21 protein-coding genes and 1 pseudogene are annotated in these 25,403 nt (G+C 63.2%); 10 read left to right on the top strand and 12 right to left on the bottom strand.

Going from position 1 to position 25,403, the window contains the following annotated elements:
- Positions 1-130: 130 nt before the first annotated feature.
- A complete protein-coding gene (locus BHD05_RS12630; protein ID WP_161886746.1) occupies positions 131-706 on the bottom strand; it encodes a helicase associated domain-containing protein in 576 nt (191 codons plus the stop codon).
- 200 nt (positions 707-906) lie between these two features.
- Between BHD05_RS12630 and BHD05_RS12635 the strand changes: the two genes are divergently transcribed.
- The 4 genes from BHD05_RS12635 (at position 907) to BHD05_RS12650 (ending at position 5,102) form a co-directional block, all read left to right on the top strand.
- Positions 907-1,206 carry a hypothetical protein gene (locus BHD05_RS12635; protein WP_161886747.1) on the top strand — a complete coding sequence of 100 codons (300 nt, stop codon included), beginning with the start codon at positions 907-909 and terminating at the stop codon, positions 1,204-1,206.
- Positions 1,203-2,102: a hypothetical protein gene (locus BHD05_RS12640; protein ID WP_161886748.1), complete on the top strand. Its 900-nt coding sequence runs from the start codon at positions 1,203-1,205 to the stop codon at positions 2,100-2,102. Before BHD05_RS12635 ends, BHD05_RS12640 begins: the two co-directional genes overlap by 4 nt.
- Before the next feature lie 112 nt (positions 2,103-2,214).
- The gene (locus tag BHD05_RS12645; protein WP_161886749.1) at positions 2,215-3,207 is read left to right on the top strand and encodes a hypothetical protein; all 993 of its coding nucleotides are present in this window, start codon (positions 2,215-2,217) and stop codon (positions 3,205-3,207) included.
- A 2-nt stretch (positions 3,208-3,209) separates the two neighbouring features.
- Entirely contained in the window at positions 3,210-5,102 is a 1,893-nt protein-coding gene (locus BHD05_RS12650) for a hypothetical protein (protein ID WP_161886750.1), read from the top strand.
- Positions 5,103-5,524: 422 nt separating this feature from the next.
- Here BHD05_RS12650 and BHD05_RS12655 read toward each other — a convergent pair whose 3' ends face one another.
- The 4 genes from BHD05_RS12655 to BHD05_RS12670 form a co-directional block, all read right to left on the bottom strand.
- On the bottom strand, positions 5,525-7,381 hold the full coding sequence (locus BHD05_RS12655; RefSeq protein WP_161886751.1) for an AAA family ATPase: 1,857 nt from the start codon (positions 7,379-7,381) through the stop codon (positions 5,525-5,527).
- Between the two features lie 24 nt (positions 7,382-7,405).
- Entirely contained in the window at positions 7,406-7,837 is a 432-nt protein-coding gene (locus tag BHD05_RS12660; RefSeq protein WP_161886752.1) for an ABC-three component system middle component 2, read from the bottom strand.
- Positions 7,838-7,877: 40 nt separating this feature from the next.
- Positions 7,878-8,834: an ABC-three component system protein gene (locus BHD05_RS12665; RefSeq protein WP_051478613.1), complete on the bottom strand. Its 957-nt coding sequence runs from the start codon at positions 8,832-8,834 to the stop codon at positions 7,878-7,880.
- A gap of 260 nt (positions 8,835-9,094) precedes the next feature.
- Positions 9,095-9,442 (bottom strand): sulfate permease, encoded by a 348-nt coding sequence (locus BHD05_RS12670; protein WP_161886753.1) that lies wholly within the window; start codon positions 9,440-9,442, stop codon positions 9,095-9,097.
- A gap of 187 nt (positions 9,443-9,629) precedes the next feature.
- Here BHD05_RS12670 and BHD05_RS12675 point away from each other — a divergent pair, with 187 nt between their 5' ends.
- On the top strand, positions 9,630-10,637 hold the full coding sequence (locus tag BHD05_RS12675; RefSeq protein ID WP_236966535.1) for a DNA-processing protein DprA: 1,008 nt from the start codon (positions 9,630-9,632) through the stop codon (positions 10,635-10,637).
- A 65-nt stretch (positions 10,638-10,702) separates the two neighbouring features.
- On the opposite strand, the gene BHD05_RS12680 is transcribed toward BHD05_RS12675, so the two are convergent.
- Both BHD05_RS12680 and BHD05_RS12685 read right to left on the bottom strand, forming a co-directional pair.
- Positions 10,703-12,487 (bottom strand): ATP-dependent DNA helicase, encoded by a 1,785-nt coding sequence (locus BHD05_RS12680; RefSeq protein WP_236966536.1) that lies wholly within the window; start codon positions 12,485-12,487, stop codon positions 10,703-10,705.
- 140 nt (positions 12,488-12,627) lie between these two features.
- Entirely contained in the window at positions 12,628-13,131 is a 504-nt protein-coding gene (locus BHD05_RS12685; RefSeq protein WP_161886754.1) for a cupin domain-containing protein, read from the bottom strand.
- 331 nt (positions 13,132-13,462) lie between these two features.
- Between BHD05_RS12685 and BHD05_RS12690 the strand changes: the two genes are divergently transcribed.
- From BHD05_RS12690 to BHD05_RS12705, 5 genes and pseudogenes are all read left to right on the top strand, one after another.
- Complete coding sequence (locus BHD05_RS12690; RefSeq protein WP_161886755.1) at positions 13,463-14,392, top strand: SMP-30/gluconolactonase/LRE family protein; 930 nt, start codon at positions 13,463-13,465, stop codon at positions 14,390-14,392.
- Positions 14,385-14,744: pseudogene (locus BHD05_RS16185) on the top strand (alcohol dehydrogenase catalytic domain-containing protein); the annotation flags it as partial. The gene BHD05_RS12690 and the pseudogene BHD05_RS16185, both read left to right, overlap by 8 nt.
- A 24-nt stretch (positions 14,745-14,768) precedes the next feature.
- The gene (locus BHD05_RS16190) at positions 14,769-15,431 is read left to right on the top strand and encodes a zinc-dependent alcohol dehydrogenase (protein WP_236966537.1); all 663 of its coding nucleotides are present in this window, start codon (positions 14,769-14,771) and stop codon (positions 15,429-15,431) included.
- Positions 15,432-16,487: a LacI family DNA-binding transcriptional regulator gene (locus tag BHD05_RS12700; protein ID WP_161886757.1), complete on the top strand. Its 1,056-nt coding sequence runs from the start codon at positions 15,432-15,434 to the stop codon at positions 16,485-16,487.
- Positions 16,488-16,597: 110 nt separating this feature from the next.
- Positions 16,598-17,953, top strand: coding sequence for a class-II fumarase/aspartase family protein (locus BHD05_RS12705; protein WP_161886758.1), 1,356 nt, complete (start codon positions 16,598-16,600; stop codon positions 17,951-17,953).
- A 15-nt stretch (positions 17,954-17,968) separates the two neighbouring features.
- Here the strand turns inward: BHD05_RS12705 and BHD05_RS12710 are convergent, their stop codons facing one another.
- The 5 genes from BHD05_RS12710 to BHD05_RS15975 all read right to left on the bottom strand — a co-directional run bounded on the left by BHD05_RS12710 (position 17,969) and on the right by BHD05_RS15975 (position 25,392).
- Positions 17,969-19,957 (bottom strand): alpha-ketoacid dehydrogenase subunit alpha/beta, encoded by a 1,989-nt coding sequence (locus BHD05_RS12710; RefSeq protein WP_161886759.1) that lies wholly within the window; start codon positions 19,955-19,957, stop codon positions 17,969-17,971.
- 144 nt (positions 19,958-20,101) lie between these two features.
- Positions 20,102-23,059 (bottom strand): carbohydrate binding domain-containing protein, encoded by a 2,958-nt coding sequence (locus tag BHD05_RS12715; RefSeq protein ID WP_161886760.1) that lies wholly within the window; start codon positions 23,057-23,059, stop codon positions 20,102-20,104.
- 113 nt (positions 23,060-23,172) lie between these two features.
- On the bottom strand, positions 23,173-23,745 hold the full coding sequence (locus BHD05_RS15965; protein ID WP_236966538.1) for a (Fe-S)-binding protein: 573 nt from the start codon (positions 23,743-23,745) through the stop codon (positions 23,173-23,175).
- Positions 23,746-23,807: 62 nt separating this feature from the next.
- Positions 23,808-24,578, bottom strand: a complete 771-nt coding sequence (locus BHD05_RS15970) for a 4Fe-4S dicluster domain-containing protein (RefSeq protein ID WP_236966539.1) — start codon at positions 24,576-24,578, stop codon at positions 23,808-23,810.
- On the bottom strand, positions 24,544-25,392 hold the full coding sequence (locus BHD05_RS15975) for an FAD-binding oxidoreductase (RefSeq protein ID WP_236966540.1): 849 nt from the start codon (positions 25,390-25,392) through the stop codon (positions 24,544-24,546). The genes BHD05_RS15970 and BHD05_RS15975 overlap by 35 nt, the downstream gene beginning before the upstream one ends.
- Positions 25,393-25,403: the final 11 nt, after the last annotated feature.

Here is a 25,403-nt window from a genome sequence, read left to right on the forward strand (position 1 = left end):
GACACACCGCACCACTCGCGCAGGGTGTTCTCGAGCAGTCACTCAGCCGCATGGAGCGCATCGTCAAGGATCTCGTGCCGAAGGATGCCGCCGACCTCTTGGCGCAGCGGTGCTGCCTCGACAGCCGATGTCAGATTGTCGGCCCTTCCGCAATGAACGCCTTCAACCGCGCGGCGCGAGTGGCCATTAGGGTTCCGCGCTGCAGCTGCCGCATCTGTCTGCCGAGCCAGCGTGCGAGGGCGAACTCGATGGGGTCGTTCGAGTTGAGGTACGGCACTCGTCCAGTGCTGCTCCGGTGATTGGTGCACGCGTCGAAGCGGGCGCGCCAGCCCTCCTCGTGCGGGTCCCACTTGAAGGCGGGTGAGACGTCGAGCCGGATCTCTTGGTAGCGGCACAGGTTCTCCTCGAACCGGCGCTGGTAGCGACCCCATTGGCCGAGGCGTCGCTCCGACGTGGGCAGGGTGGTCAGGTTGCGGGTGTTCTCGCGGGGGCTTCGACCATCCGCCCGCCAGAACGCCTCGTAGCGGTGCAGGCTTGAAACCCATTTGACCGCGTGCTTGCTATGCGGGCGCGCGCTGATGCCCTGCGCGTTCGAGAAGTCGTTGTCGACCATCCAGTAGGCCAGCGAGCTGTCGGATGCGTCCTCGGCCTGCCAGATGGTGAAGGCCTTCAGGCAAAGGCCTGCCGGCGTGTGTTCGTGGTGCATGTGGTGCCCTCCCGGACCACCCAGGTGGTGGTCTCGGTGAGCTCATGCGCGGCACGGCGCTGCTTCCGGCTGCGGTCGCACGATTTCTTTGTCGATGAGTCGGCGGTAAGAAATGCGCGAATTTCCTACGGTGGTGAGTGGAAGCTACGGAACCGACGAGCGCCCGCGACGTCGGAACATATTCGCGATGCGGAGGGCCCGTGATTCACGCACTGGAGGATGACGCGGGTGGGCGGTGGCGGATCATCACCCGCACCGGCACCCGGTACCTGCTCGATCTGGACCGCAGGCTCGTGCGCCGACAACCCGACCGCAGCACAGGCTCGGCGCCGATGCGTGCCGACGGGCGAAACGTCGCCCTTCTCGAGATCGTGCAATGCCGGGTCGGTTTGCCGCTCGTCGTGCTGATCGACCTCAAGGTGCCGGGGGCAGCCTGCACCCGGCGCATCGCGGCGGACATCACCCGCATCCGGCTCGCTCGCGCCGTGGCGGGACCATGACGGCCACACCGGTCGGGCGCCCGGCCTATCTGCCGATCTTGGCCTTGCCCTATTGGGATGTCATTGGCGCGTTCGTCAGGGGCGCCGTCGCCGACAGCCTGGCGGCGTGCGCACGGAGCGAGCGGGATCTGTTCGCGGCGGCGACGCCAATGGTGTTGTGGGCGTGGCAGGCGCGCGGGGTGCCGCTCGAGCGCGGCCGCGTGTTCCGCCGATCAATGGTGGAGCAGTTCATCCACCTGGGCATGCCCGGCGCCGCCCGCGGCAGCCGGGCCACCCTGCGGTCCGCGTTGTGGCGGATGACGGAGGTGTTGAACCCCGAGGATGCGCCGGGCACGCACCGGCCCATCCCCCGATCGGTACCCACCGCGCCCTATACCGATGCGGGGGTCGCGGAGCTGTACTCGTGGGCGAATACCCAGTCCACCCCGAATCGAAGCCGTGACGCCCTGGCCCTGCTGGCGTTGGGCCTCGGCGCGGGCTTGCCGACGCGGGAACTCGTCGAGGTGCGAACTGGCGACATCGGGTTCGACACTGCTTGCGACGGGACCGCTACCGCCTCCGTCGTCATCTGGCGCGGTCTTCCGCGTGTGGTGCCCGTGGAACCCGGCTGGGTTCGAACGGTGCGGTCTGTGCTCGATCAGCTCGGGGAGGACTCGTGGATGTTCTGCCCGGGCCGGACCGGCACCGGCTCCGGGCAGGTCACGAACTTCCTCACCCGATCCCGCACCACACTCGACGTGCGCCCGGCACGGATGCGCGCGACCTGGCTCGTCCGTCACCTCGCAGGGGGCACCCCGGCCGACGAACTGCTGCGCATCGCCGGGCTCAAGCACTACGCCGCACTCGACAAGCTCGTGCGTTTTCTGCCCGAACACCTTCCGTCAAAAGATTTTTGAGAATCTTTTAAGCACCGCTGACCGGGACAAATGATATGACGACGGTCGATCAGGGACATGATTTGGTCGCAATCCGGTGCGATGGCGAAAATGCGCCGCACACGTACTGGGCATGGAAAACAACCGACTCATTAACACTGTCCCTGCCGACCCTGACACGATCGTCGATGCGCTGCGCGCGCTCGACCCTGAATTGCCCGACGTGCTCTGGCGAATCATCAGCGGCTACCGGCCCAACCGCCAAAACTCCGACTGGGCACACGTGCGCCCCTTTGTCATCGAATGCGTGCTCCGGATGACGCCGCGCACCTTTGCCACTGCGCGCCGGCTCATGACGATGACGGGCTTGTATGTGAGCTGGGCGTGGACGGTCACCGGATGCGAACTCACCGGGGAGAAGGTGTTCGTCGATGTTCTCGTGCACCGCTACCTCGCCACCAAGCTGCGAAAGCACTCGGAGGCGTACCGCTTCGACACCGCCCGGCAGCTGTCCACGATCAGCGAGATCCTCACCGGGGCGCCGACGGGTCGCCTGCGGACCCCGTACCAGAGCCCGAGGGTGCGCCCCTATACGCCAGCTGAGGAAGCGACGCTGTCCTCGTGGGCGAACACGCTGACCACGCCGCTGAAGCAGCAGAACGCGTGGGCCCTCCTCGGCCTCGCCGGCGGCGCCGGGCTGACGGCGCAGGAACTCATGGCCGTTCAGGTCGAAGACGTCGAGTTCGGCGCCGGATGCGTGTTCGTCAACGTTTACGGCGACCGCGCCCGACGCGTGCCGGTCCGAGCCAAGTGGGCCCGCACCCTCACCAAGAGCATCGGCGTCCGCACCAGCGGGAACATGTTCAGCGGCTACCGGTTCGACGAGTACCCGCCCAACACGCTTCAGCGATTCCTCTGCGACAACCCCTGCACCCCGCGCCCCTCCGCGGCACGCCTGCACTCCGGGTGGATCGTTACCCAGCTCGACGCCGGGCTGCCCCTGCAGATCCTGCTCGACGTCACCGGGTTCACCTCCGTCCAGTCCTTCCAGCACTACCTGAAATACACCAGCACGCACCAGCTCGACGACTACATCGGTCGCGTCATCGGCGAAGAGGTGGTCTGACCATGGCCATCGACATCGACTGCATCGACGACACCAAAAAGTACGGCGGCTTCAGCCAGAAGGAAGTCGACTCCCGCGGCCGGCTCGATCTCACCTTCGAAAATGCGCAGGTGCGGGCAGCGTCCGCGAGGGTGAAGAGCTCCGGCGTGGTGAGCCTTCTCGCCAAATGGCATGAGCAGGACCATCCCACGCCTGGTGCCGGAGGGCGTCCGCGGAGCATCTATGACCACGCGATCCTGGTCGGGCTGATGCTCCTCGCACAGGAGCACTCACCGCTGTTCATGCGCAGCCTCTCCCTGGTGTTCCAGTTCCGCCTCACCCCAGAATCAAGGACCTTGCTCGGCCTGCCGACGCCCGGCGAGGAACGATCCGACATGCACTTCGAACGCCAGCGTTGGGAGAAGAACACCAACAACGCGTACCACCGGATCATCGCTCTGATGGACCCCTATCCGATGAAGCGCTACTGGTCGCTCACCTACACGCAGGTTCAGGAGGTGCTCGACGCTCACGACGAGCGCCGGGAAGTGCAGATGAAAAAGCGTCTGGACACCTTCACCAACGCGTTCCTGCTGATGACCTTCAATGAGCAGCCGCGACGGATTCGTCGAGCCTCGAAGAACATCGATCTGTCCATCGACCAGACCTTCATCGCCCCGGCAACCCGGAAGGGCTACTCCAAGACGACGTTGGCACAACGGGTGCAAGCCGAAGCCGAAGAGGGCGCCGTCGCACCACGGTCCGGCCCCGTCGACCCGTTCTACGGCTGGTATGCCAAAAACGACGACGACGCCCGGCATGACTACGCCCCGGGAACGCGGGACATGACCAGCCCCGGCAGGCAGTCCCGCGCCAATAACGTCAAGCTCGTCTGGGGAATGACAGTCAACACGTCCGTGCGGGTCGATTCCGAACAGCCCGGCAGCACAAGGTTTCCCAAGATCGCCATGGCCGCCACCCTGAGCCTGCCGAACATCGGAGTGTCCGAAGAGGCCGTCAGCGTGATGAGGTTTGCCCTGGACACGGGGTTGCCTCCCGGGATCGTCTCGGCGGACAAGCAGTATTTCGCCAACGCGACCGTGGAACGCCTGCACCAGCCGGTGGCCGACCTCGGCTTCACCCCCTCGACTGAGTACCGCATCGACCGGCTCGGCGTGCAGGGCGGCAAGGCCGGCGCCGAGTATATCGAGGGTGACGTCTACTGCCCCGGCACCCCGCAGGCACTCAAGGACACCACCAAGCAGTTCATGGCGGGCGAGATCGGCAACGACACCTTCCGCCAACGCATCCAGGAACGCACCCAGTTTGTGCTGCGCAACAAGGAGAAACCCGACGCGAAGGGCCGCACCCCGAAAATGTGTCCGGCGCTGGGCAACAGCCCCACCGTCACCTGCCCCGTCCGGGAAATCTCCACAAAAGCCGCCGACAAACCCCGCCCCGGCGTGGACCCGGAGGATGTGCCCGAGTTCCTCGACAACATCTGCACACAGCACTCCGTGACCTTCACCGAGCAAGACACCATCCGCCAGAAGCAGGCGCTCCCCTACCAGAGCAAGGAATGGGACAACTTCCACACCCACGCCCGCCAGTCGATCGAGTCCCTCCACGAGGGCTTCAAAGACCCCGGCACCGAACAGATGGAACTCTCCGGACGCCGCCGCGTACGCGGCTTCGCCGCCGCGCAACTGTTCATCACGATCCTGCTGGTCAACTACAACCTGAGAAAGATCGCCTCGTTCCTCTGGGACGAGGAACACGGCACCACCGCGCCGACGAACCCGATCATGCGTCGCCGCGACCGCATCTGGGACAACCCCTACACAAAGACCCTCGCCCGCGAGTCCGCCCTCGAACTCCAACGCCTCGGCAAACTCATCAGCCCCCTGCGAACCTAAACCAACACTCCGGCACCCCCGACACCGCCCGAGAGGGCACACCCCACCGCACACCGAACAATTCGCCGCGCCCCGAAACGGGCGCCACCGTCATTTAACGGCCCAAAGCCGCGAAAATCGGACCAGCCACCGGCATCCACCTGCGGACCGCCGCCGAAAACACAAAACGCTCCCGAGTTTCCTCGGGAGCGTTCTGTTTTACGGGAGTACTTTCAATAGTTCTTAGTACAGTCCTTTGGTCGGGCTGACAGGATTTGAACCTGCGACCCCCTGACCCCCAGGCGTCCAAAACACCCGCCTGGGGAAAGTTCCCGCGTGATTCCGCGGGTCCAGAGTTGCTCAGCGCAGCATGGGGTCCATGACTTGCATGGTTCTGGTCCCCTTTTGGTCCCCCAGGTAGATCAATACCGACGCAGGGGCGATCAATCACCCGCTTCGAGCGACAGTACATCCTGAGATGATTCCGCAACTCCGACAGGGAGGAATCCGTATCGTCCAATCCCGGTTTGCTTCGTGAACGCGATGTCGTATGCGTCTGATCCGAGCGGCTCCGGCGGGTCGGTATTCTCCATCACGATCACTTGACCGTCGAAATGCTCCTGAATGTCGCGGTAGAACGCCAGAACCACACTCTCAGGAGGTTCTTCATCCCCTTCCAACTGCTGATCTGGCGGGCGGTAAGTTACGAGCGGAGAGTCCAGAACAATAAATCCCGGATGTGGTAGCTCGCGGTCGAAGCAATACTGCGCAAGCGACACTGTGAAAGCGGCATGAAGGATAGCTCGTACTCCCTTGCCATGAGCAGACCGCTGCTGATCCCCGGCAACGATGTCTTGCTCGTTTCGGTCATATCGGACGGAGCCCGCGTCGGGGTATCCCCACTCCGTGAGACGCTTCGAAATCTCGGAGGAGAACTCCCGCACGGCAGTGAGACTTAGACCAGCGACTGCCGTTGCAACCTCTGCGTCAGTCTCATCAGCCATCTTCCGAATCATGGCTTCCAATGAATTCATCTGTTCGTATAGCCCGAGCTGCCGCTCAATCTCACTCCGCTTCGTGAGCAGGTCACGGAAGTCTCCTTGCTGGGGACTCAGCGCAAGGTCGAGCTTCTCGACCCGGCCCTGCAACTTCGTGACTTCGCGGCGTGAGTCCGCAATCGAGCCGTGCAGTTCACTGATTCGGGCATTGAGGCTTTCAACGGTCAGCAGAAGGTCTTCTCGGAGCACTTGCGTCTTGCGTGCCTCTGATTCAACCGACGACCCGAAACTCGTGGTATTGCCTTCGCAACTTAGGTTGAGGTGTTGGTTTGCTGGCTCAGCACCACAGAAGACGCATATGCCACGTCGAAAGTACCCGAGCAGGTTCCCTGCCTCGGCGATCATGCCGAGTCGCGCGAGATCGCTCTCGTACTGTTTCAACAGGAGATTGAACCGCGCACGAAGCACCAATGCTTCGGAATGCTCGACCTGCTGGGCCCTCCCGCTCTCCTGGACGCGTGTTCGCTCCGCGAGAATGTCGCTGCGTTCCTCTGCGATATCCCCGATTGTCGCGCTGTACCCGTCGATCGATTGGTTCAGCTTCGCGATTTGCTTCTGAAGCTCACCGGGCTCAGCAACATCTTGCAGCTGCGCATCAAGCTGCCCAAGCATCCGCTCGACGACCTCCAGCCGTGCGCCACGGAGTCGCTTTTGGTCCTGGGCTGACGCGACCGCTACGAGAGCAGAGTCATCCTCCCCTTGGAGCAACAGCTTCAGAACTGAGACCTCTTTGGTCTTGTTGACCGGATTTCCGCTGAGACCAGGCGCCACTTCCGCCTGCATGTCTGTCTCACCGACAAGGGACAGACGCATCAGATCGCGGAAGCTGAGCATGTGGGTTTCGTTCTGCGCGTTCTTACGAACCCGCTTTTCATCGAGACCAACTTGCTCAAGCAGAAAGCGAGAGATATTGGCAGTGCTGGACGCACTGTGTTTCCACGAAAGCGCCTCGTCAGGCGGGCCCGAGGGCTCAGTGCGGACGTCGCTTCTGTAAAGTGCGACGCCGCCTCCATCCACGGAACGAGCGAACGTGATGCGGTCCCCCGTTGGCAGTTCGAGTCCCAGCAACACGCGACTGTAGCCGTCTCGCTCTGGAATCTCCTTGAGTTCCTTTGCGCCAAGAACGAAATCAATCGCATCAACGACGAAGGACTTGCCCGTGTCCGAAGGTCCGTGGATCACAGTCACATGCGGGCTGAAGTCGAGCGACGCCGGGGACACGTTTGCGCCAGTGAAGGTCAAGTGGGAAAGCGTGAGTCGCCCCATCTAGAAATCCGCTCCGCTCTCCACCTGCATGAACTCGAACTCCTCAGGCCAGTGCGATGAGACTTCTCGCATGCGATCTCGCAGGTGGTCGTCGTCGATGGCTCCAAGCTCCTCCACGACCCATTGCGCGCGGTCATGCAGGGCGTGCGCATAGTCGGTCTCAAGGAGTCTCAGGAAGCTCTCCGCGGCCTCGCTTGCACGGAACTCGATACCACTGTTCTCGGCAAACATCTCGGCGAGGCCCGCGCGGATCATGACTTGGAGCCCATCCTCGATGTGTTGCCTCTTCACCCCGAGTTCGCCTGCTCGTATAGGAAGGGGCGGGTGCAGGCTCTCTGGGCCGTTGAGGTCTGCGCTATGAAGCAAGCCGTGATCGAGTAAAACCAGACGATTGATGTCCAAGTGCGCTGGAAACGCCTCGGCCAGAAGCATGAGAACGCGTAAGCCGACTTCGAGCGGGCTGTTGAGGGGGCTACTCATCGCTTGCCACCCATGTCAATCGGTCTCCATTGGCGAGTTGATGGCATATTCCTTGACGATCCTCTATCCGCGATACGGAGATGAGTGAGTGAGCACCAAGGTCAAGTTGCCCCGACTGCGTCAGGACCGCACGGAGTCGATCCAAACCACTCGCGTGGTCCGCTTCTGCAGTGTCCACAACGCCCGCGTAAACATCGCCTTGCAGCAACTCAAACGTTCCGTCCGGCACTGAGTCCCTCGCGTAAAGTCGTAGCGCTTCTGCCGCGTAGAAAGCTTCCCGCTGACGCTGAAGGTGCACACCGTACTTTGCGTGAGTGGTTACTGACTCCGTGTCGACGCATGTGCCTGGGTCCTGCTCGTTGTAGACATCGACAAGTTTCCTGACGTAGGTCACTTCAACCGGCGCGGGCTTCTTTGGTGGGTCGCCCGCTGGAGGCCGAGCAGGCAGCGTCGTGCCGAACCGAGCAGCATGGTATGGCGTTCCCCGATGTACATCCAGCATCTCGCGGAGTTCCGTAGAACGGAACATCGAGAAGTCTGATGCCGTCGCCAAGTCGCGAATCGACTGTAAAGTCCCATCATCGATTTCCTTGGTAGCGCTGCTACGGGAATCGATGGTCTCTAGCAATTTCGTCTGCAGCTCAGTGGGCCTACTCAAGAGGCGATTGAGGGAGCCTCCGCATCCGCGCGGCGCAGCGAACACGTACTGGTCAGGTAGTACGTAGTATCCATCGACGACTCCGCGGAAGAGTTTGAGCATCTCGGGGAGAGCATCGGACAACACGAGTGAAGCCGCGTAATGCTTTGCTTGGAAGCAATCCCATGAGTCTTCGAGCCCACGCTCGGTCCTGAAGGCGGCCACGTCGACTCCTCGGTCACCTGGGCCGCCAAGTCGCTTGACCTGGTGGTAGCCGACACCAAGTCCGACCGCCCACTCAGAAATGAACACTTCCCACTCATCGGGAGAGTAGAAGTAGATTCGCTGGGCAGGGGGTACGGGCGGACCAAGCAACGATGGCGCCGGTGATATCGGGGCTGCTGGAGCTGGTAGGTCATCGAGCTGGGGAGCATTCCCTGCGCTTGATTGGACAACGGACACGCAGGAACCTCCTCGTTTCGATTGTCACATTGTCCCAATCCTATGAGACCAACGCTCGTGGCGAGCAGATCATGGCTCCGCGGGTCGCATCCGTTGCTCGCGAGGCCGCTCTACGCCGGAGCAGGAACGGGCGGCGGCATGCTGCGTTGTCTGGCCCGATCTTCAGCACGCTTGCATCGGAGCAAGAACACGGCCGACACGGGACCGATCACGATGAACTTGAGCGCGTTCCAGATGCAGACAAGAGCAACGACGTAGAGCCAGCGGGACGCTCCCCCGTCGATCAGAGCCGTACAAGTACTCGCGGCGAAGAGATACGGGATGGCGAGGAGCATCGCGGGCACGCCCCACTTGAGCCCACGTCGGGTACGTATCGCGTCGAGCAGGATGTTGGTGGGCATGTACCTGCGCATGAAGTTGCGGAGGTGGATGCTGATAACCCAGATGATTCGAAGCATGACAACGGTCCTCCCATGGCTCGGCAACGTGGAACCTTGGAGGACTGCCCTGGGGCCGTCATGCCATCGCGTGGGCGATGGCGAACATTGAGTGTGTCGCCTGGTTCCAAGGGTACGCCGAACCAACGACATAGGAAAGGGCGGCTCTGTTCACCTCCACAGTGATGACTGGCTGTGAAGGAGCCCGATGATGACTTCCCTCTCCTCGCTCGCGCACGACGAGCGGAGCGCGCGAACCGTTCTCTCAATCGTGGCTGCACCGAATGATCAAACGACCGGTGGCCTCCTTGGCCGAGTCGGCGCTGTCGAGCTGCTGCGCCTCGCTGATGCTGACGGCGCGGTGCCCGGCCTCGACCAAGTCGCCTCGGCGGTATGGCGGGAGCGCTTGCACGCTGCGAACAGCCCTGACGCTTTGGCAGCTCAAATGGAAGCCTTCGAACAGCAGGGTCTCCAGGTGCTGATTCCGGGCGAGAGAGATTGGCCAGTCTCCCTCAACGATCTCGGTGAACGCACCCCGTACGTGCTTTGGACGCGCGGTGAGACTGCGCTCTTGGCGAAGCCTCTCGCCGACCGCATCACGCTGACCGGCGCGCGTGCCTCCACCGCATACGGAGACCACATGGCGATTGAACTCGCCAGCGACCTCGCGCTCAGCGGCCGTGCGATCGTCGCTGGCGGCGCATTCGGTATCGAGACAGTCGCCCACAAGTCCGCACTGGCCAGCGGCGGAAGCACTATCGCCGTCCTCGCGGGTGGGATCGATCGCGCATACCCTGCCGGGAACGCTGACTTGTTCGCGCGTATTGAGCAGCACGGTCTCCTCGTTTCCGAAGTTGCACCGGGCGCCGCGCCAACACGTCAGCGCTTTCTTGACCGCGGCCGGATCATGGCCGCGCTTTCCTCGACGACGGTGATCGTTGAGGCGGGGGCACGGTCGGGATCGCTGCGTGTCGCCGACGAGGCAGCGGAGCTTGGCCGCGCTGTTGGTGCGGTTCCTGGCCCAGTGACGAGCGCCGCCAGCACTGGCTCTAATCTCCTCATTCAAGACCGACGCGCGGGTTTGGTCACAGGTGCCGATGACGTCCTTCTACTCGCCGACGAGGACAAGAGCAACGACCACCATGCGGAGCTGTCACGAGCATTTCGCATCGCTGCAGCTTGTGATCGTCGCTTACCCGATTCACGCGGCCTGTAATCGCTCATCTTCCTCAGCGCGGCTTGTTGAAGGTACGAGCGCGTACCAGCGCGACTGGGCAGCGGTCAGAGCACCCGCCCCTCCGAAGTCCGCTCAGACGGCTCACGATGGGACTGCACACCCTTGGCCGCGGCGTTCATACGGCGGATCTCGTTGAGCGCTGCTTCGGCCCTGGAGTGATCGATTCGCTGCGCCGTGGCCTCGGGTCGAAGCCCAAGCGGGCTCGGCGTCGCGACGGAGTACCGGTCGCGATACGCGGCGATCGTCCGCGCCGCCAACTGCCAGCTCTCAGGCCCCGATGCCCCAGCAGGAGCTTCACCGAGTGACGCGATCCATTGCGCACCATCTGCGATGGCTTTGCCGAGCACTGCATCGGCTCGCTGCGTGATGAGGTCACGACGTTCATCGAGCGCCTGACGCATGTCATCAGCGACCAACCCCATCGCTTCGGGCACGAGCCCCGCAACGAGCCTGGCCGCTTTCCGTGAACGCCCCGACCCAGCCGGCCGAGCCGTCGCCGCTATCAGTCGATGGCGGATAACCGCAGCAATATCGTCCGCATCCCCAAAGTCACGCGCAGAGACGAGACGCGGGAGCAAGCCGGCCAGGTCATGATGGTTGGCTTCAGCACGGCGCAGCTCCGCAGTCAACGGGCCGAAGGCATCCGAGCTAATGACCTCCTCGGCATCTTCTGTACTGAGGCCGGATGTCCGCACCAGGGCGGCCCACCGGTCGCGTTGCGCGGCCGAGGCGATCGTCTCGTATTCTGCGGCAAGCTGCGCGATCGTTCCCCAGGAATCTTGTTCAACGGCGATCGTTTCATGCGCGGAAAGTTCGGCACCGACGTGCTGGAGGACGCTGATAAGCACGCTGCGGCCGGTAACTTCATCGTTCTCACCCGGATGTGGACCATCGTGGGACGGGTCCGGCTTGTCGACAGCTACATAGGCGACGTTGGCAGCACGACCCCGTGTCATCGCCACGTAGAAGTTCTCCCGGGACATCGTCGAGTCGACGAGGACGTGTGCCGTTCCGGTAGTGAGGCCTTGCGCGCGGAAGGATGTCACGGCGTAGCCGAGTTCGACGTGCTCTGCGACGTAGTCGGCTGGCAGAAGAACGCTGGTCCCCCAGGAACTCCCAGCACGCCGAGCAAGCATCGATCCGTCGCGTCGAACATCGACGACGTTCCAGCGGTCGCCGTTACGCACCCAACTGCGCCCTGCCAATAGACGGCGGTCATTGCGGCGCGTGATGACGATGTCACCGGATGCCGCATGGGTTCCATCGTGCAGCTCAGACTCACGCGACCCGCGAACGGCGCCATCGAGAATCAGATCGGTGCGCGCTCGGTTGTTGAGTGCGGTCACCGATTCATTGGAGTCTGAGACGAGAACCGTTGCACGCCCCGCGACGAGATCGCTGCGCCAGGCGGTATACGCCGAATCGATCATTTCCTCGGTGTCCCCGTCAATGATGCGTTGGTGCTCGTTGTAGGTGTCGATGACGTCGGTGTGGCCATGGCGAAGATCGAGGGACGCACGCTTTTCCCAGTTGTGGGTGAAGCGGTGAACGTCGGCGAGTTCGGGCACGTCATAACGATCATGCGTGAGCATCCCAGAGGCGCCGCCCGCGTCGACAGCCTGGAGCTGCGCGTAGTCTCCGACGAGCAACACTTTCGCCCCAGCATCAGCAGCAAGCTGGGTGATTCGGTCCAGGGAAAGCGTTCCCGCGAGTGACGCTTCATCAACGATGACGAGCTGGCCCGACTGAAAGGTCTCGCCTTCTCGCAGGTGATTATGCCACCACTTCGCCGTGTTCTCAGTTGTGATCCCGAGATCGTCGGCAAGCAAGTGCCCCCGCGCACGTAGCGGGGGTATGCATAGCATCGGAGCCGTAAGTCCGACGCCGGACGAGGCCGACAAGCTCACCCGCCTGCTGCTGCTCGTGGCTGAGGGCTTCGGGAGAAAGGCCCAGGGACCACTGCTACCAGCTAGAGCGTTGTAATCTTCTCGTCACCGTACGCTTCGAGGACCAACACGATCGCATCCGAGATAGCACGAATGCTACCCGGAACCCCCGCCATCGCCGTCACGTGATAGCTCGGCTCGATTCTTCCGGCGAGCATCCCGACAGTGACCTCCACGTCACCTTCGACGACCCAGATGGTGGTGTCCGCGGCCTCGTTCTCGAAACTCCAAAGGCTTCCCTGACTGAGGTGAATCGGTTCGCCGCGAATATGCGCGGAATCAGGCAGTGCAGTGTTCCGAAATACGTTCCCGACCAGCGGTTGCCCCTCGAAATCCTCCGCCGAAAAGGGAGCGGTCTTCCATCGTTCGCCTTTCACGTTGGGCGATACGAGGGCGAGCATCCTGAGATCTTCCGAGGCGAGATTCTGGGGCGAGTGGAAGGTCCCGGGCGGTATCAGGCAATAATCACCCGCCGACAGGACCAAGTCCGTGGTACCCACCGTGACGTGAAGTTCTCCCGAGGCCACGAAATAGACCTCGCTGGCTCCAGGATGGGTGTGCGGGAGCGGACCAAGGGGGTCATTTGAGAACCAACTCTCCCCGGCCGGCCACAGCAAGGGGCGCGACCGCTGCCTCTCCGACCACCAAAGAGCCTGGCGTGCCCACGGGTGTGACGATTCCATTTCAGGGCTTGTCACGATCGGTCGTCCGCTATGGATCGCTTGCTGCCCGACGCCGACATTGGCGGCGCTCCCGACATGCGAATCAAAATTCCCTCATTGCATCTTCCGCGTTGGCTGATCAAACTATTCCTGTCATGATTGCTCAAACGATTGAATAGTGCAAGGGATGCCGTGCATGGATGATGTGAAGCTCCAGTTCGAGGGTACGAGCGACGTGCGATCAGTGTCCGCACGTCGGATTCCGTCGCAGCTCGAAGTCGGTGAAGGACCGCGCTGGGACCCCCATCTTCAGGAGTGGACCTGTATAGACATATCGACCGGCGGCTTCTTCGTCGGTCTCGAGTCCGGGTCCCCGGCCGTGACATTTCCAGCCCCGCTCGGGTGCACGGCCCGCCATGTGAGCGGAGCCGTCCTCGGTGCTTGTCGGGACGGCCTCTACTCCTGGGACGGGATAACGCCGCCAGCGAAGTTCGCACACCTTCCGACACCGCTCAAACAGTTGAATGACGGTCGCTGCGACGCGATGGGCCGCTGGTGGATCGGCGGGGTAGGCCTCGGTGACGATGACGGATGCCTGATGCGCCTCGACCTGGATGGTTCGCTGGAGGTCGTGGCAGGGGGCTACGCACTCCCCAATGGGATCGATTGGTTTGCGGAGGCGGGCGTCATGCTGCACGCCGACAGTTACTCCCGTCGCATCTTCGCTTACGATTTCGACCTCGAGAGCGGTTGCGTCGAGAATCGACGAGTCTGGTGGCAGGGGACAAAGGATGACGGCCTACCGGACGGCCTCTGCATCGCGGACGACGGAACGGTGTGGGTAGCGTTCTGGGGCGGTCACGTGGTCAGACAGCTCGACTCGACAGGGTCCACCATTCGGGAACTTCGCACACCGATGAGCCAACCAAGCAGCGTCACCTTCGGGGGGCCGTCGGGGTCTCAGATGTTCATCACTTCGGCGTGGGCCGATCTCGAACCGAGCGAACGGGCCGAGCAACCCTGGGCGGGCGACGGCATGGTAATCGAGGGTCTCGGTCGCTCTAATGGCGATGCGGATTGCCTGGTTCCGATCACCGCGCTCAGCTCGAGCCGGCTCGATGGCTGAACTGCTGCCGCGGGCGGCGCGCGCGCTCGTCAGTAGCTCCGGCGGTATCGCAGTTCGGGAGTACCGTCCCGCTGCGCTTGGACCCCTCGACGTGCGTGTTGCGATCGCGTTTGCCGGCATTTGCGGAAGCGATCTCCACCTGATCGACTCGCCCGATACTCACAGATCAGTTCTGGAAGGGGCCGAGGTGGTTCCCGGGCATGAGCAGTCCGGCGTGATTGTGGAGATCGGTGACGGAGTCACAGGGCTGTCGGTCGACCACGAGGTCTGTGTTCTGCCACGCACCCCGTGCGGCAGGTGTCGGATGTGCAGGGTGGGCAGCAGCACTCGGTGCACATCCTTCCTTCGTCCCGTCGGCGGAGGGTGGTCAACCGAGATGGTGGTTGACCAGAGGCTCGTGGAGCGGATCCCCTCCGGTCTGGCCCTGGACATGGCCGCACTATCGGAGCCCACCGCCTGTGTCTTGCGCGCGATCGACCGCGCCGGCATCCGCCCAGGATCGACCGCCCTCATCGTTGGAGCCGGGCCCATGGGTCTTTTGCTCAGCTGCCTCCTGCCACGCTGCGGAGTCGCGACGGTCCTGGTGAGCGAACCGAGCCCGGAACGGCGGCGACTCGCCGAGTCTTTCGGTGCCGTCGTGTTCGACCCTCGGGGTTCCGATCTGGCTGCCTGGGTCCGATCCGAAACCCGGGGCCGCGGCGTCGACTATGCGTTCGAGGCAGTGGGTTCCGCCTCCGCGCTCGAGGATGCGATTGACGCAACGGATGTCGGCGGAACCGTCATCGTCGTCGGGGTAGCCAACCCGGCAGCTCGAGCCCAGGTGAGCCCCCACGCAATTTTCGCGAAGGAGCTGACGATTGTGGGAGCGTGGGGCGTGGAAACCACGTTCACCCGAGCGATGGGGTTGCTTTCGACGCTCAACCCTCGCGACCTGATCACAGATCGATTCGGCCTCGACGACGTGGAGGCGGCGATCGGGCTGGCGCGGCGCGGAGCGGCCGGCAAGGTTCTGCTCGCGCCCGGACTGGAGCGTAAGTAGATGACCGCCTCACCCGACGAATCGCAGGTGCCTCCTTCGCCTCCGACACGGAGAGTCACGCTCAAAGATGTTGCCGTTATCGCGGCGGTCGACACGGCCATCGTGAGCCGGGTAGTGAATAACGACCCCACGCTGAAGATCACGGTTCCAACGAGAACCCGAGTCGAGGCTGCCCTCAAACAGACGGGGTACGTTCCCAACGCCGCGGCCCGGGGCCTCAGAACCTCGCGCACCCGGACAGTGGGCGTTGTACTTCCCGACCTGACGAATCCGGTGTACGCGCAGATCGTCGCCGGTGTGCAACGGCAAGCCGAGAAAGCTGGATACGCCATCGTGCTCGGCGGCTCATTCGGCAATGCCTCTGGGGAAGAACAATTCGCGCGGCTTCTCGCCGAAGGTCGCGTGGACGGGCTGCTCATCGCGACCGGAAAAATTCCCGACCTGACTTTGCGGGCGCTACGCGAGATCAAGGCTCCCCTGGTTCTGGTCAATCGCGCCGCGGAGGGGCTCGACAGCGTGACCATCGACGACACCGCCGCCATCCGTTTGGCGACCGAGCACCTCCTCGAACTCGGCCATCGGAGGATCGCACTCATCAACGGCGCTTTCGGCGTCGACACGTCGGTACGCCGCGAGGAAGGCTTCCAGCGAGCAATCCGGAACGCGGGCTTGACGAGTATTCCGGTCGTCAACATGCGGGGGTGGGATGCCGCGGCCGGGTGCGACGCCGTGGACAAGCTGATTGCGGCTCACGGGGACACCACGGCGATCGTCGTTGCGACCGTCGCGGCGACTCCGGGAGTCCTTCACGGCCTACAGATGCGCGGCCTGCACGTGCCCTCGGATGTCAGCGTGGTCGCCCTCCATGACATGCCTTCAGCGCGCTTCGAGTCCCCTCCCATCACCATCGTGCAAACACCCCTCGCGACGATGGGCAGCAGCGCCTTCGATTTGCTCCTCGGTCGCATCAACGGCTCGCAAGGACCCCAGTCGCGGATGATCGACGACCCACTGACGCTCGTCGTACGCGAATCCTCGGGTGCTGTTCGCGCTTAGTTGGTCAACACCACTACCTCGCGCACTGCATGTCTAACCGTTGTGCGCGCTAGAATCGTTCAAACGATTGAAGGACGTTGTTTACAACTGTAGAGAGAGATGGTTCACACGTGCATAACGGCGCTCGAAGAGACATCCGCGGGTTCTCACTGTTGAGCGTCGCGGCGATCGACCCCGTCGCCAACGAGATCATGTCCCCCGAGGCCACGGTGGCTGGGTGGCTGGCCTTCGAGACCTCGCTCGCTCGCGCCCAGGCGTCCCTAGGACTCATCCCGCCGGATGTTGCGGCCTGCCTTGAGCGGCTCGGCGTAGCCGACATCGACCTGGATCGATTGTGGGAGGAGACTCACAACGTTGGGTACCCAATCCTCCCCCTGGTTCGCCAGCTCGACGAGCTTGTCGAACCGGGTGCGCGGGGCAAGATCCACCTGGGTGCCACCACACAGGACGTCATGGACACCGTTCTCTCAATACAGATGAAACGGGTGCTGCACCGATTGATCGAACTCACTCACGATGCCGGCGATGCCCTGTGCGACCTGGTCGAGGAGCACGCAACAACCGTGATGGCGGCACGAACGCACGGCCAGCAGGCCGTGCCAACGACCCTCGGAACGAAACTGTCGACCTTCGTCGCAGAGCTCGGCCGGCACCTGGATCGCCTTCGGGCGGCAGAGCCGCGAGTCGCGCGAGTATCCCTTCATGGTGCCGGAGGGACCTCGGCTGGCTACGGCGCTTCATCCGCCACCATCCGACGGCTGGTAGCTGATGACCTTGGACTTCACGACGCGGTGGTCCCGTGGCACTCCTCTCGGGACTCTGTGGCCGAGTTCGGCTTTCTGTGCGCAGCGGTCGCCGGCACGATGGCTCGCCTGGCGCGCGAGATTGTCGACCTGTCGCGAACCGAAATAGGCGAGATCAACGAGCCGGGCGGACACCACCGCGGCGCCTCGTCGACCATGCCCCAAAAAGCCAACCCGATCTCGAGCGAGTCAGCGATCGGCGCCGCCATCGCCACCGCGAGCGGAGTGACGGCCCTTCTTCATGCCATGGTTGTTCCCCAGGAGCGAGCGGCTGGGGAATGGCAGGCCGAATGGGAGTCGGTTCCGCGGCTGGCGGTGCTCGCCTGCGCCTCGGCAAACGAAATGGTGGGCATCCTGCCGCGCCTGAAAGTGAACGCCGATCGGATGCGGTCAAACCTCGAGCTCGACAGGGGGCTCGTCATGTCAGAGGCATACATGATGGCGTTGAGCCGAGAACACGGCCGCGAGACCGCACACGACCTTGTCTACGCAGCAGCCGCGACCGCTCGCGCCGACGCGATCACTCTCCACACAGCACTGGAGCGCGACCCGCGGACAGCGGGGATCCTCGAACCGGAGCCGATGGACCCTCGAACCTATCTTGGAGCCGGACCCTCCCTGTGCCTGGAGGTCGTGGCCGGGTGGCGGTCGAGTCGCGGATAACGACCCGATCGCAGATCAGACCGCCAGTTCCCGTGCCGCGCGCAGGATCTCGGCGATGTCCGGAACCAATGCGGCCTGCAGCACCGCGGAGGCGGGGATCCGAGTATCCGGCGCTCCCAGTCGCGTGACCCTCGTCGCAGCACCCGCCTCGTAGAGAATCGCGGAGATATCGGAGGCAACTCCGCCCGTGAGATTCGCCTCCTGCACGACCAGCACCCGTCCTGAGTGCGCTCGCGCGGCATCCGTCAACAGGCCCCTATCCAGCGGAGCGATCCAGCGAAGGTCGAGTACTCCCGCGGCGATGCCCTCGCCCGCGAGGATGTCGGCGGCAGCCAGCGCGTTCTTCACCATGCTTCCCCAACTCACGATGAGGAGGTCGCTGCCCTGGTGGGCCAGGCGCGCACCTCCCACCGACTCGCGAGGTGCTTCGTAATCCACGATGCCCTTGTCGAGGTACATGGACCGCGCCTCGATCAGCACCACCGGATCGTCGTCTGCGACGGCCGCCCTCGTCATCGCGAAGGCATCCTGGGGATTTGAAGGCATCCCCACCTTGATTCCCGGGATATGGAAGAGGAGCGCCTCCAGGGACTGGGTGTGCTGGGCGCACGAGCCGGGCGTGACGCCCTGTTGGGTTCGCACGACCATCGGCGCCACCTGCGCTCCTCTGCTGAGGTAACGGACGTTCGCTGCCTGGTTCACGAGCTGGTCGAGCGCCACCAGCATGAAATCCATCCACATGATTTCGACGATGGGCCTCGCCCCACCCATGCTCGCGCCGAGCGCACCGCCCAGAATCGAGGACTCGGCAATCGGCGTATCGAAAACGCGATCACTGCCGAAATTTCGCTGCAGGTTGCGTGTCACACCGAAGACTCCGCCCGGTGCAGCGACGTCCTCTCCGAAGACGAGCGCCTCGGGCCGCTCAGCAAGTTCGCGCTGAATTGCTTCGTTGATGGCCAGGCCGAACGCGACTGACTTGCCCTCCCGCGGAAGCGGCCGCGCTGTTGCTTTCGCTGCCAGGTCCCAGACGTGATCCGTGGCAGTGGCGGCATCGGGAAAGGGGTGCGTCATCGCTTCCCGCGCGGCCGCTTCGACTTCGTCGCGAACTTCGGTCTCGACCACGTCCGGGTCGAACCCGAGGTCGTCGAGTTCCACTATGCGCTGGCGCAGGCGGGGCAACGGGTCCCGGCCCGCGGCACGACGCTTGTCATCCTCGCTGCGGTAGTGCTCGATGTCGGCGTTGTAGTGGCCGAGCATCCTTGGCACCAGGCACTCAACGAACGACGGCCCTCCTCCCGATCGAGCCCGCTCTACCGCTAGCAGCAGCGCTACGCCAGTTTCGATCGGGTCAGTCCCATCCACGGTTCTCGCATCCATTCCGTAGGCGCGAGCACGCTCCGAAAGCGAAACAGGCACGACGTCCCGGATCGCCGTCATCTCGGACCACTCGTTGTTCTCGCAGACGAAGACGACGGGCAGCTGGCGAGCAACGGCCAGCACGAATGCCTCATGCGACGCGCCCTGGTTCGTTGCACCGTCACCGAACGAGACCATCACGACGTCGTCTCCGCCCCGGGCTCGACCGCCCATCGCAATTCCGTTCGCAATCGGCAGGCCGGCGCCGACGATGGAGTTTTCGCCGACAAAGCGATGCGCCGCGGAACTCAGGTAGGCAGACCCACCGCGTCCCCCATTGGTACCTGTCGCTCGTCCCAGGATCTCGGCGAACAGGTCGAGCATCGGCACCCCGGATGCGAGCGCCCAACCGTGCCCCCGGTATGTCGCGAGCACCGGGTCACTCGGTCGGAGTATCCGCGCCGCCACCGCTGGGACCACTTCCTGGCCGATGCAGAGATGAACCGATCCCTTGACCTCGTCTGACTTTCGCAACTCGAGGACTTTCTCCTCGAACATCCGGATACGGAGGGCCGAGCGATAGATATCAACCAGCTCCTTTGTTGCACTCCGCGGCTCCAGAGCGCTGGGGGTTTGCTGCGTCATTGTGGTACTCGTTTCTTCGCGTGTGCGGCTGCGAGTTGCGCAGCATGCCTGACAGGGTCAGTCTAGTCAATCGTTTGAACGCCCGCCACTGAAAGCGCGCATCGCCCGGCATCCGCGCGTCGGGCGATGCGCGTCCGCTGCGCGTCAGTGGAAGATTTGAACCGAGCTAAGCTGCGGATTCCAGTAGTTGGCGGTCGTATTGGCAAAGGTTATTTTCAGGAACTTCGTTCCCGCAGGCACCGTCGAATTGGTGTATCCCACGACTGTCCAGTTCGTCCCGATCGGATCGGGAACCGCCGTTTGGGTTGGCGCGATTGGCGTATACGTGACACCGTCAGGAGATGTCGCGAACTGGAAGTTCGCGATCGCTTCTCCGGGCCAGAAGTACGAGGACACGACGAACCCCTTCATCGTCGTACCCGACGGCACCGTGTACGCCACATACGCGGCGGTGTTGCTTGACCGGACCAAGCGATGAGAGTTGTATCCCAAAAACTCCGAGTTGGCTCCATCGAACGCCAAGTTGGCACTGTGACTGCTCATCTTGCTGAAATCCGCGAGCAAGTCCGTGTAGTTCGGTTGCGGGCTCGGGTTGCGTTTGACCTCAAAGTCGTCCCCGTTGCTGTAGGAACCAGCTGACCCAGCGGGGGCCGAGTACGTGACGGTGGCTGTCGAATTCGCCGTGGTTACCGTGAACGGCACGCTCACGCGCTGCCACGATGACGACGTTCCCGAAGCGGTGACAGTCGCCCCGCCATACCCCGAGACGCTGATGCTCGAGGTAATGCCCGCGCTACCCCTGACGAATCCGCTGAAGCTGTACCTTCCGGGGGCGAGTCCGTTCACGGTCTGCGAGAAGCTTCCCGCACCTGTTGAGGTGCTGATGGTCCCCACAACCCCACCGCTCCGGGCGCTCGTGACGGCCTGCCGGGAAGCCGATCCGCTCGCAGTCCAATAGAAGGGCGACGCGTTTTCGAAGCCGCCGTTGGCCAGGTTTGCAATGCGAACGACACGCACATCGTCGAGGTTCACGAACGTGCCGCTCGAACCGGCCGGCACCTTCACGTAGACCGTCGCACTCCCGCCGCCGGTCGGCACGGTAAAGTAGACGCTGGCACTCCGATAAACAGAACTCGTGACATCCTGCGAATAATTCTTGGTTCCGTCGAAGTTCTTCACTCCTATCGTCGCCGTGTTTGTGCCCGCCGTGCGTATGTGAGCGGAAAGCACGTAGCTGCCAGCGGACAGGCCGGTGAGGGTCTGTGCGAGTTCGGCGGCACCGACGCTCGAGTTGAGCGTTCCGACGTAGGAGCCGGCGTTAGCCCACACTGGGCTGTTCTGCACGGTGACCGAGCCGGTCGTGGTCCATCCCGAGGAGCTGCCCGTCTCGAACCCGCTGTTCGCGACAGGAGCTGCAACCGATGTGGCAGTCACCCCGCCCGTCGCCTGATTCACGGTGAGCATCGATTGCGGCGTGAAGTCCGACCCGAGAGTGGTGAACGTGCTCACACTGCGAGGTGCCAAGGGAAGGTTGAACGTGCGCCCCTGATAGGTCAAGGCCTGCTTGGCGAGGATGCCATTGGGATTACCCGAACTCCACTCGTATTGGTAAAGAGGAGTCGACGTCGGTATGCCGAGTGCCGAGAGGTCAAGGTCTGCCTGCCGGTCGGTGTAATCGTTGTTCACCAGGTAGATCGTCCAGTTGCCGTCCGCCCGCTTTAGCGCGGTGGCGAATACTCTGGCGGGCGACCCCGCCCCTGTCACCGTGGTGCTGTGCACGCTCGCGCCTTTGGACAGGTACCGTGACAAAATCGCGGCCGAGTAGTACGAACCGCCCTGGGCGCTAAAGGTCTGACTCGGAAAGTCGTAGGTGATCGGCACGAAGCCGGTCTCGTAGGGAAGCCCGCCTTGAGACGTCGTCGTGAGGTTCCACCGCATGACGCCGTCAACGCCCGATGACAGGTAGCGTGCTGACATCTCGGCGCTGAACAGCCCATCGTCCGTGACTGCTGATGCGTCGTTGATGTACGCCGCCCCGTACGCGGTGTTGCAGCACTCCGCGACGAACATCGGTGGAGCCGGCTTGCCCGCAGCCGCGTATGTTGCGTTCACGCTCGTCTTAATGTCGGCAACCCTGCCGATGGTGGATGTCGCCGTGAAATAGTCCCTCGCGTTGTCATAGGTGCGTGTGTCGTGGTCAGAAAAGCTGTCGTAGTCGTGGACGGCGATCGCATCCACGACCTGGCCGAACTGCTGGGGCTGGCCCGCAGCGGGCGTCTTGACATATGTCTTGATGTTGGGTCCGAACCGCTCGATCCACGAGGTTTCCGGACCCACAATAGAAACCTGACTCCGGATGCCCGCCGTAGTGAGCGCGTTGCCGATGCTCGTGTAGAGCGGCCAGAAGGTGTTGCTGCCGCTGGTCGCACTTGCAGGGTAAGAGGCGTTGGCCGACACAAAGTTCCAGTCGGGCTCGTTCCACGCCGACAGGTACTTGATGTTGGTGTACCCCTTGGTAACCGTCAGGTGCTTGATTCCTGCCACGAGCGCCTCGGAGAATTTGGCATTGTCGTAGGGCAGGTCATTCCGCTTGAACGAATCCGGATCGGTCGTGCCGTTGCGTGAGGTCTCCGACCACCAAAAGTTGTCGGGGTAGTTCGAGCTGGTCCACCAGTTGGACAGCATTACGGTGACCCCGGCGGCCTTGTAAGCATCCAGCTGCTGGTAAAGGTTCTGCATCCACGAGCTGTTCCACGTGTACGTGCCATAGCTGGGGGACCAATAGGGCACCTGCACTCCAAGACGCACGACCTGTGGGTTGAGGAACTTGACCATGTTGTTGTACTGGTCCCACTGGGTGGTCCCCCAGTTGATGCCGCCATCAATCTTGTTCTCCGATTGCCAGACGTTCTCGGCGTTCCAGCCCAGACCCTCCTTCACGACGCCGGTCGTCGAGTTCGCGACGACGACAGATACCGCACTTGAGCCGCTGAGCGAATCGGCGAACGACCTGTCGGCCGAATCGGTCACCGCTGCGAGCGACACTGCGAGAACGGCCACCATGGTGGCGGCAAGACTGCGATAAACGTTGCGATGGCGCATGGGAGATCCCTATCTGTCGCTGGGAGTACCGCGCAGCTCGTAACCGGATAGGGCGTTGGCACCCTCATGAACGGCGCCGTTCATATACGTGAACTTGTGTTCACAGATTAAAACTACCCTGGAGTGCTGCTGTCGTCAATGGCAGGTGCCGTCAGGCGATCGAGCACTTTGAGGATGTGCTGGTACGGATGCCCCGTGGCTCGAGTAATCCCGATCTCGCAGGTGCGATTGCATGAGACGTACGCATCGAACGTTGCGTGCTCGATCTCCGTCGACTCGGCAGCGGTAGCGCTGGCGGTCAACTCCGGGTGAAGCATTCCACGGTCGTCAGCGAAGGCGCAGCATCCCCACGCGTCGGGCACAATGACTGAGGCAGCGACCGACCTGGCAAGCTTGTTCAGGTTGGCGTTGGACCCGGCGCGAGTGCTGGAGCAGGTCGGATGCACGGCAAGGGTTTCGAGCCGGTCGGTAATGTCGATGTGTGGTAGAACGTGCTCCGCGGCGAAGTCGACGGCGTCAACGATGCGCAACGGGTGGAACTCGGGATGCTTCTCCGCGGCCTTCTCGGCGGCGACCACCAGGCCCTCCGAGCAGGAGGAGTTGTCACACACGACGGGCATTCGCCCGCTGTCGGAGGCCGCCCAGAGCGCCGCGAGGGTCTTCTCGACCATGTCGTCGTAGCCCACGGAAATCCCCTTCGACTTTCACGGCGTGCCACAGCAGAGGCTCCCGTTGCTCGCCGGGCGCGTCACTTGCACGCCCGCCTTGGCTGCAAGGGATTCGAACGCAGTGCCGACGCCAACGCCCCCTCCGCGGGGCCGAACATCTCTCCGACGCAGGCCTGGAAATGGACTGCGGTGGCCGCCGGCCCTCCTTGCGCCCGAGACCGTTTTGCGCCTCCGCGGGGAAGGTCGCTGGACCACAATGGCACCGTATCGGCGCCCGCCACTTTTCTGGCCAGCCGGTTGACGCCTGTGATGAGTGGCGGCGGCACGGATGCGGCGACTGTCAGCGCCGCGGACGCCGCCGTGGTGACCGGTCCCCACGCCTTGTCCGCTGCGTTCCACACCCCTCTCTCGAGCACACCGACCTTGTCCGATCGAAGGCGCCGAACGAGGTCGCCGGTGTTGATCCGAACGGGGCACGCCGTTTGGCACATCCCGTCTACGGCGTAGGTGTCGACGACTTCATACTCCCGCTCTTCACTCAGTTCGCGGGCGAGGGTGAGATCGCCGCGCCCCACAGCCTCCGCGATCGCCCGCTGCACGACAATTCGCTGCCGTGGCGTGGTCGTGAGATCTTTGCTCGGACAGACCGGCTCGCAGTAGCCGCACTCGACGCATCTATCGACCTCGGCCTCAACAGCGGGTGTCGACTTCAGGTTGCGCAGGTGAAGATCAGGGTCGGTGGTGAGGATCGCGTCGGGATTGAGTATCCCCGCCGGATCGATGGCCCGCTTTATCTCCACCATGATTCGGTAGAGGTCAGAGCCGTACTGCCGTTCGACGAAAGGGGCCATAATGCGGCCCGTGCCGTGCTCGGCTTTCAAGGTTCCCCCCCGACTCCAGAACAAGGTCGACCATGTCCTCCGTGAACGCGCGGCACCGTTCGATATTGGCTGGCGCGTCGAAGTTCTCGTTGATGAGGAAGTGGATGTTGCCGTCTTTGGCGTGACCAAAGATGACGGCATCCGGATAACCGTGTCGAACGAAAAGTTCTGTGAGACCTGCGCACGTCGCCGAGAGTGTCTCGACCGGCACCGCGATGTCCTCCAGCAGAGCGGTGGTACCCGAGGGGCGCGCCCCCGCAATCGTCGCGTAGAGCCCCTTGCGAATGTGCCACAGGGAAGCTCGAACCCTCGCGTCCGTCGTGAGCTGTGGTCGCAGAACGACGGGCAGTTCCTCGAAAGCGGCGCGAGCGTCGGCGACCTGCTCGTCCAGTGAGGAGTCGGATGCCGCCTGATATTCCACCAGGAGCGCGCAGTGGTCCACGATCTCCAGCGACGGGAGCTCCGCCCGGGACTCCGCATCACCGTACGCCGCACGGAGGATCGCCGCATCCATCAATTCGACTGTGGCGGGCTCGGTCGCCACGATTCTCACCGGGGCGTCCGTTGCATCTCGCAGGCTGCGGAAAACCAGCAAGCTGGTGGCCGCAAATTTGTGGAGCGGCACGGTGTTGAAGGTGGCTTCCGCAAGGAAAGCAAGCGTTCCCTCACTGCCAATAATGAGGTGAGCGAGCATTCGCGCCGGCGACTCGTGATCGACCAGCGAGTTCAGTCCGTAGCCCATCGTGTTCTTGATGCGATACTGGCGGCGCACCTCGGCTGTCATCGAGGGGCTCG

The organism is Marisediminicola antarctica (genome assembly GCF_009930795.1).
Taxonomy (GTDB): domain Bacteria; phylum Actinomycetota; class Actinomycetes; order Actinomycetales; family Microbacteriaceae; genus Marisediminicola; species Marisediminicola antarctica.

What these genes read in the sequence shown, in the direction of transcription:
- BHD05_RS12650 (WP_161886750.1), top strand. Translation starts at nt 3,210, where the DNA reads ATGGCCATCGACATCGACTGCATCGACGACACCAAAAAGTACGGCGGC.
- BHD05_RS12660 (WP_161886752.1), bottom strand. Translation starts at nt 7,837, where the DNA reads ATGCTTCTGGCCGAGGCGTTTCCAGCGCACTTGGACATCAATCGTCTG.
- BHD05_RS12700 (WP_161886757.1), top strand. Translation starts at nt 15,432, where the DNA reads ATGACCGCCTCACCCGACGAATCGCAGGTGCCTCCTTCGCCTCCGACA.
- BHD05_RS12710 (WP_161886759.1), bottom strand. Translation starts at nt 19,957, where the DNA reads ATGACGCAGCAAACCCCCAGCGCTCTGGAGCCGCGGAGTGCAACAAAG.
- BHD05_RS12715 (WP_161886760.1), bottom strand. Translation starts at nt 23,059, where the DNA reads ATGCGCCATCGCAACGTTTATCGCAGTCTTGCCGCCACCATGGTGGCC.
- BHD05_RS15970 (WP_236966539.1), bottom strand. Translation starts at nt 24,578, where the DNA reads ATGGCCCCTTTCGTCGAACGGCAGTACGGCTCTGACCTCTACCGAATC.
- BHD05_RS12640 (WP_161886748.1), top strand. Translation starts at nt 1,203, where the DNA reads ATGACGGCCACACCGGTCGGGCGCCCGGCCTATCTGCCGATCTTGGCC.
- BHD05_RS12645 (WP_161886749.1), top strand. Translation starts at nt 2,215, where the DNA reads ATGGAAAACAACCGACTCATTAACACTGTCCCTGCCGACCCTGACACG.
- BHD05_RS12675 (WP_236966535.1), top strand. Translation starts at nt 9,630, where the DNA reads ATGATGACTTCCCTCTCCTCGCTCGCGCACGACGAGCGGAGCGCGCGA.
- BHD05_RS12690 (WP_161886755.1), top strand. Translation starts at nt 13,463, where the DNA reads ATGGATGATGTGAAGCTCCAGTTCGAGGGTACGAGCGACGTGCGATCA.
- BHD05_RS12670 (WP_161886753.1), bottom strand. Translation starts at nt 9,442, where the DNA reads ATGCTTCGAATCATCTGGGTTATCAGCATCCACCTCCGCAACTTCATG.
- BHD05_RS12630 (WP_161886746.1), bottom strand. Translation starts at nt 706, where the DNA reads ATGCACCACGAACACACGCCGGCAGGCCTTTGCCTGAAGGCCTTCACC.
- BHD05_RS16190 (WP_236966537.1), top strand. Translation starts at nt 14,769, where the DNA reads ATGGTGGTTGACCAGAGGCTCGTGGAGCGGATCCCCTCCGGTCTGGCC.
- BHD05_RS15975 (WP_236966540.1), bottom strand. Translation starts at nt 25,392, where the DNA reads ATGACAGCCGAGGTGCGCCGCCAGTATCGCATCAAGAACACGATGGGC.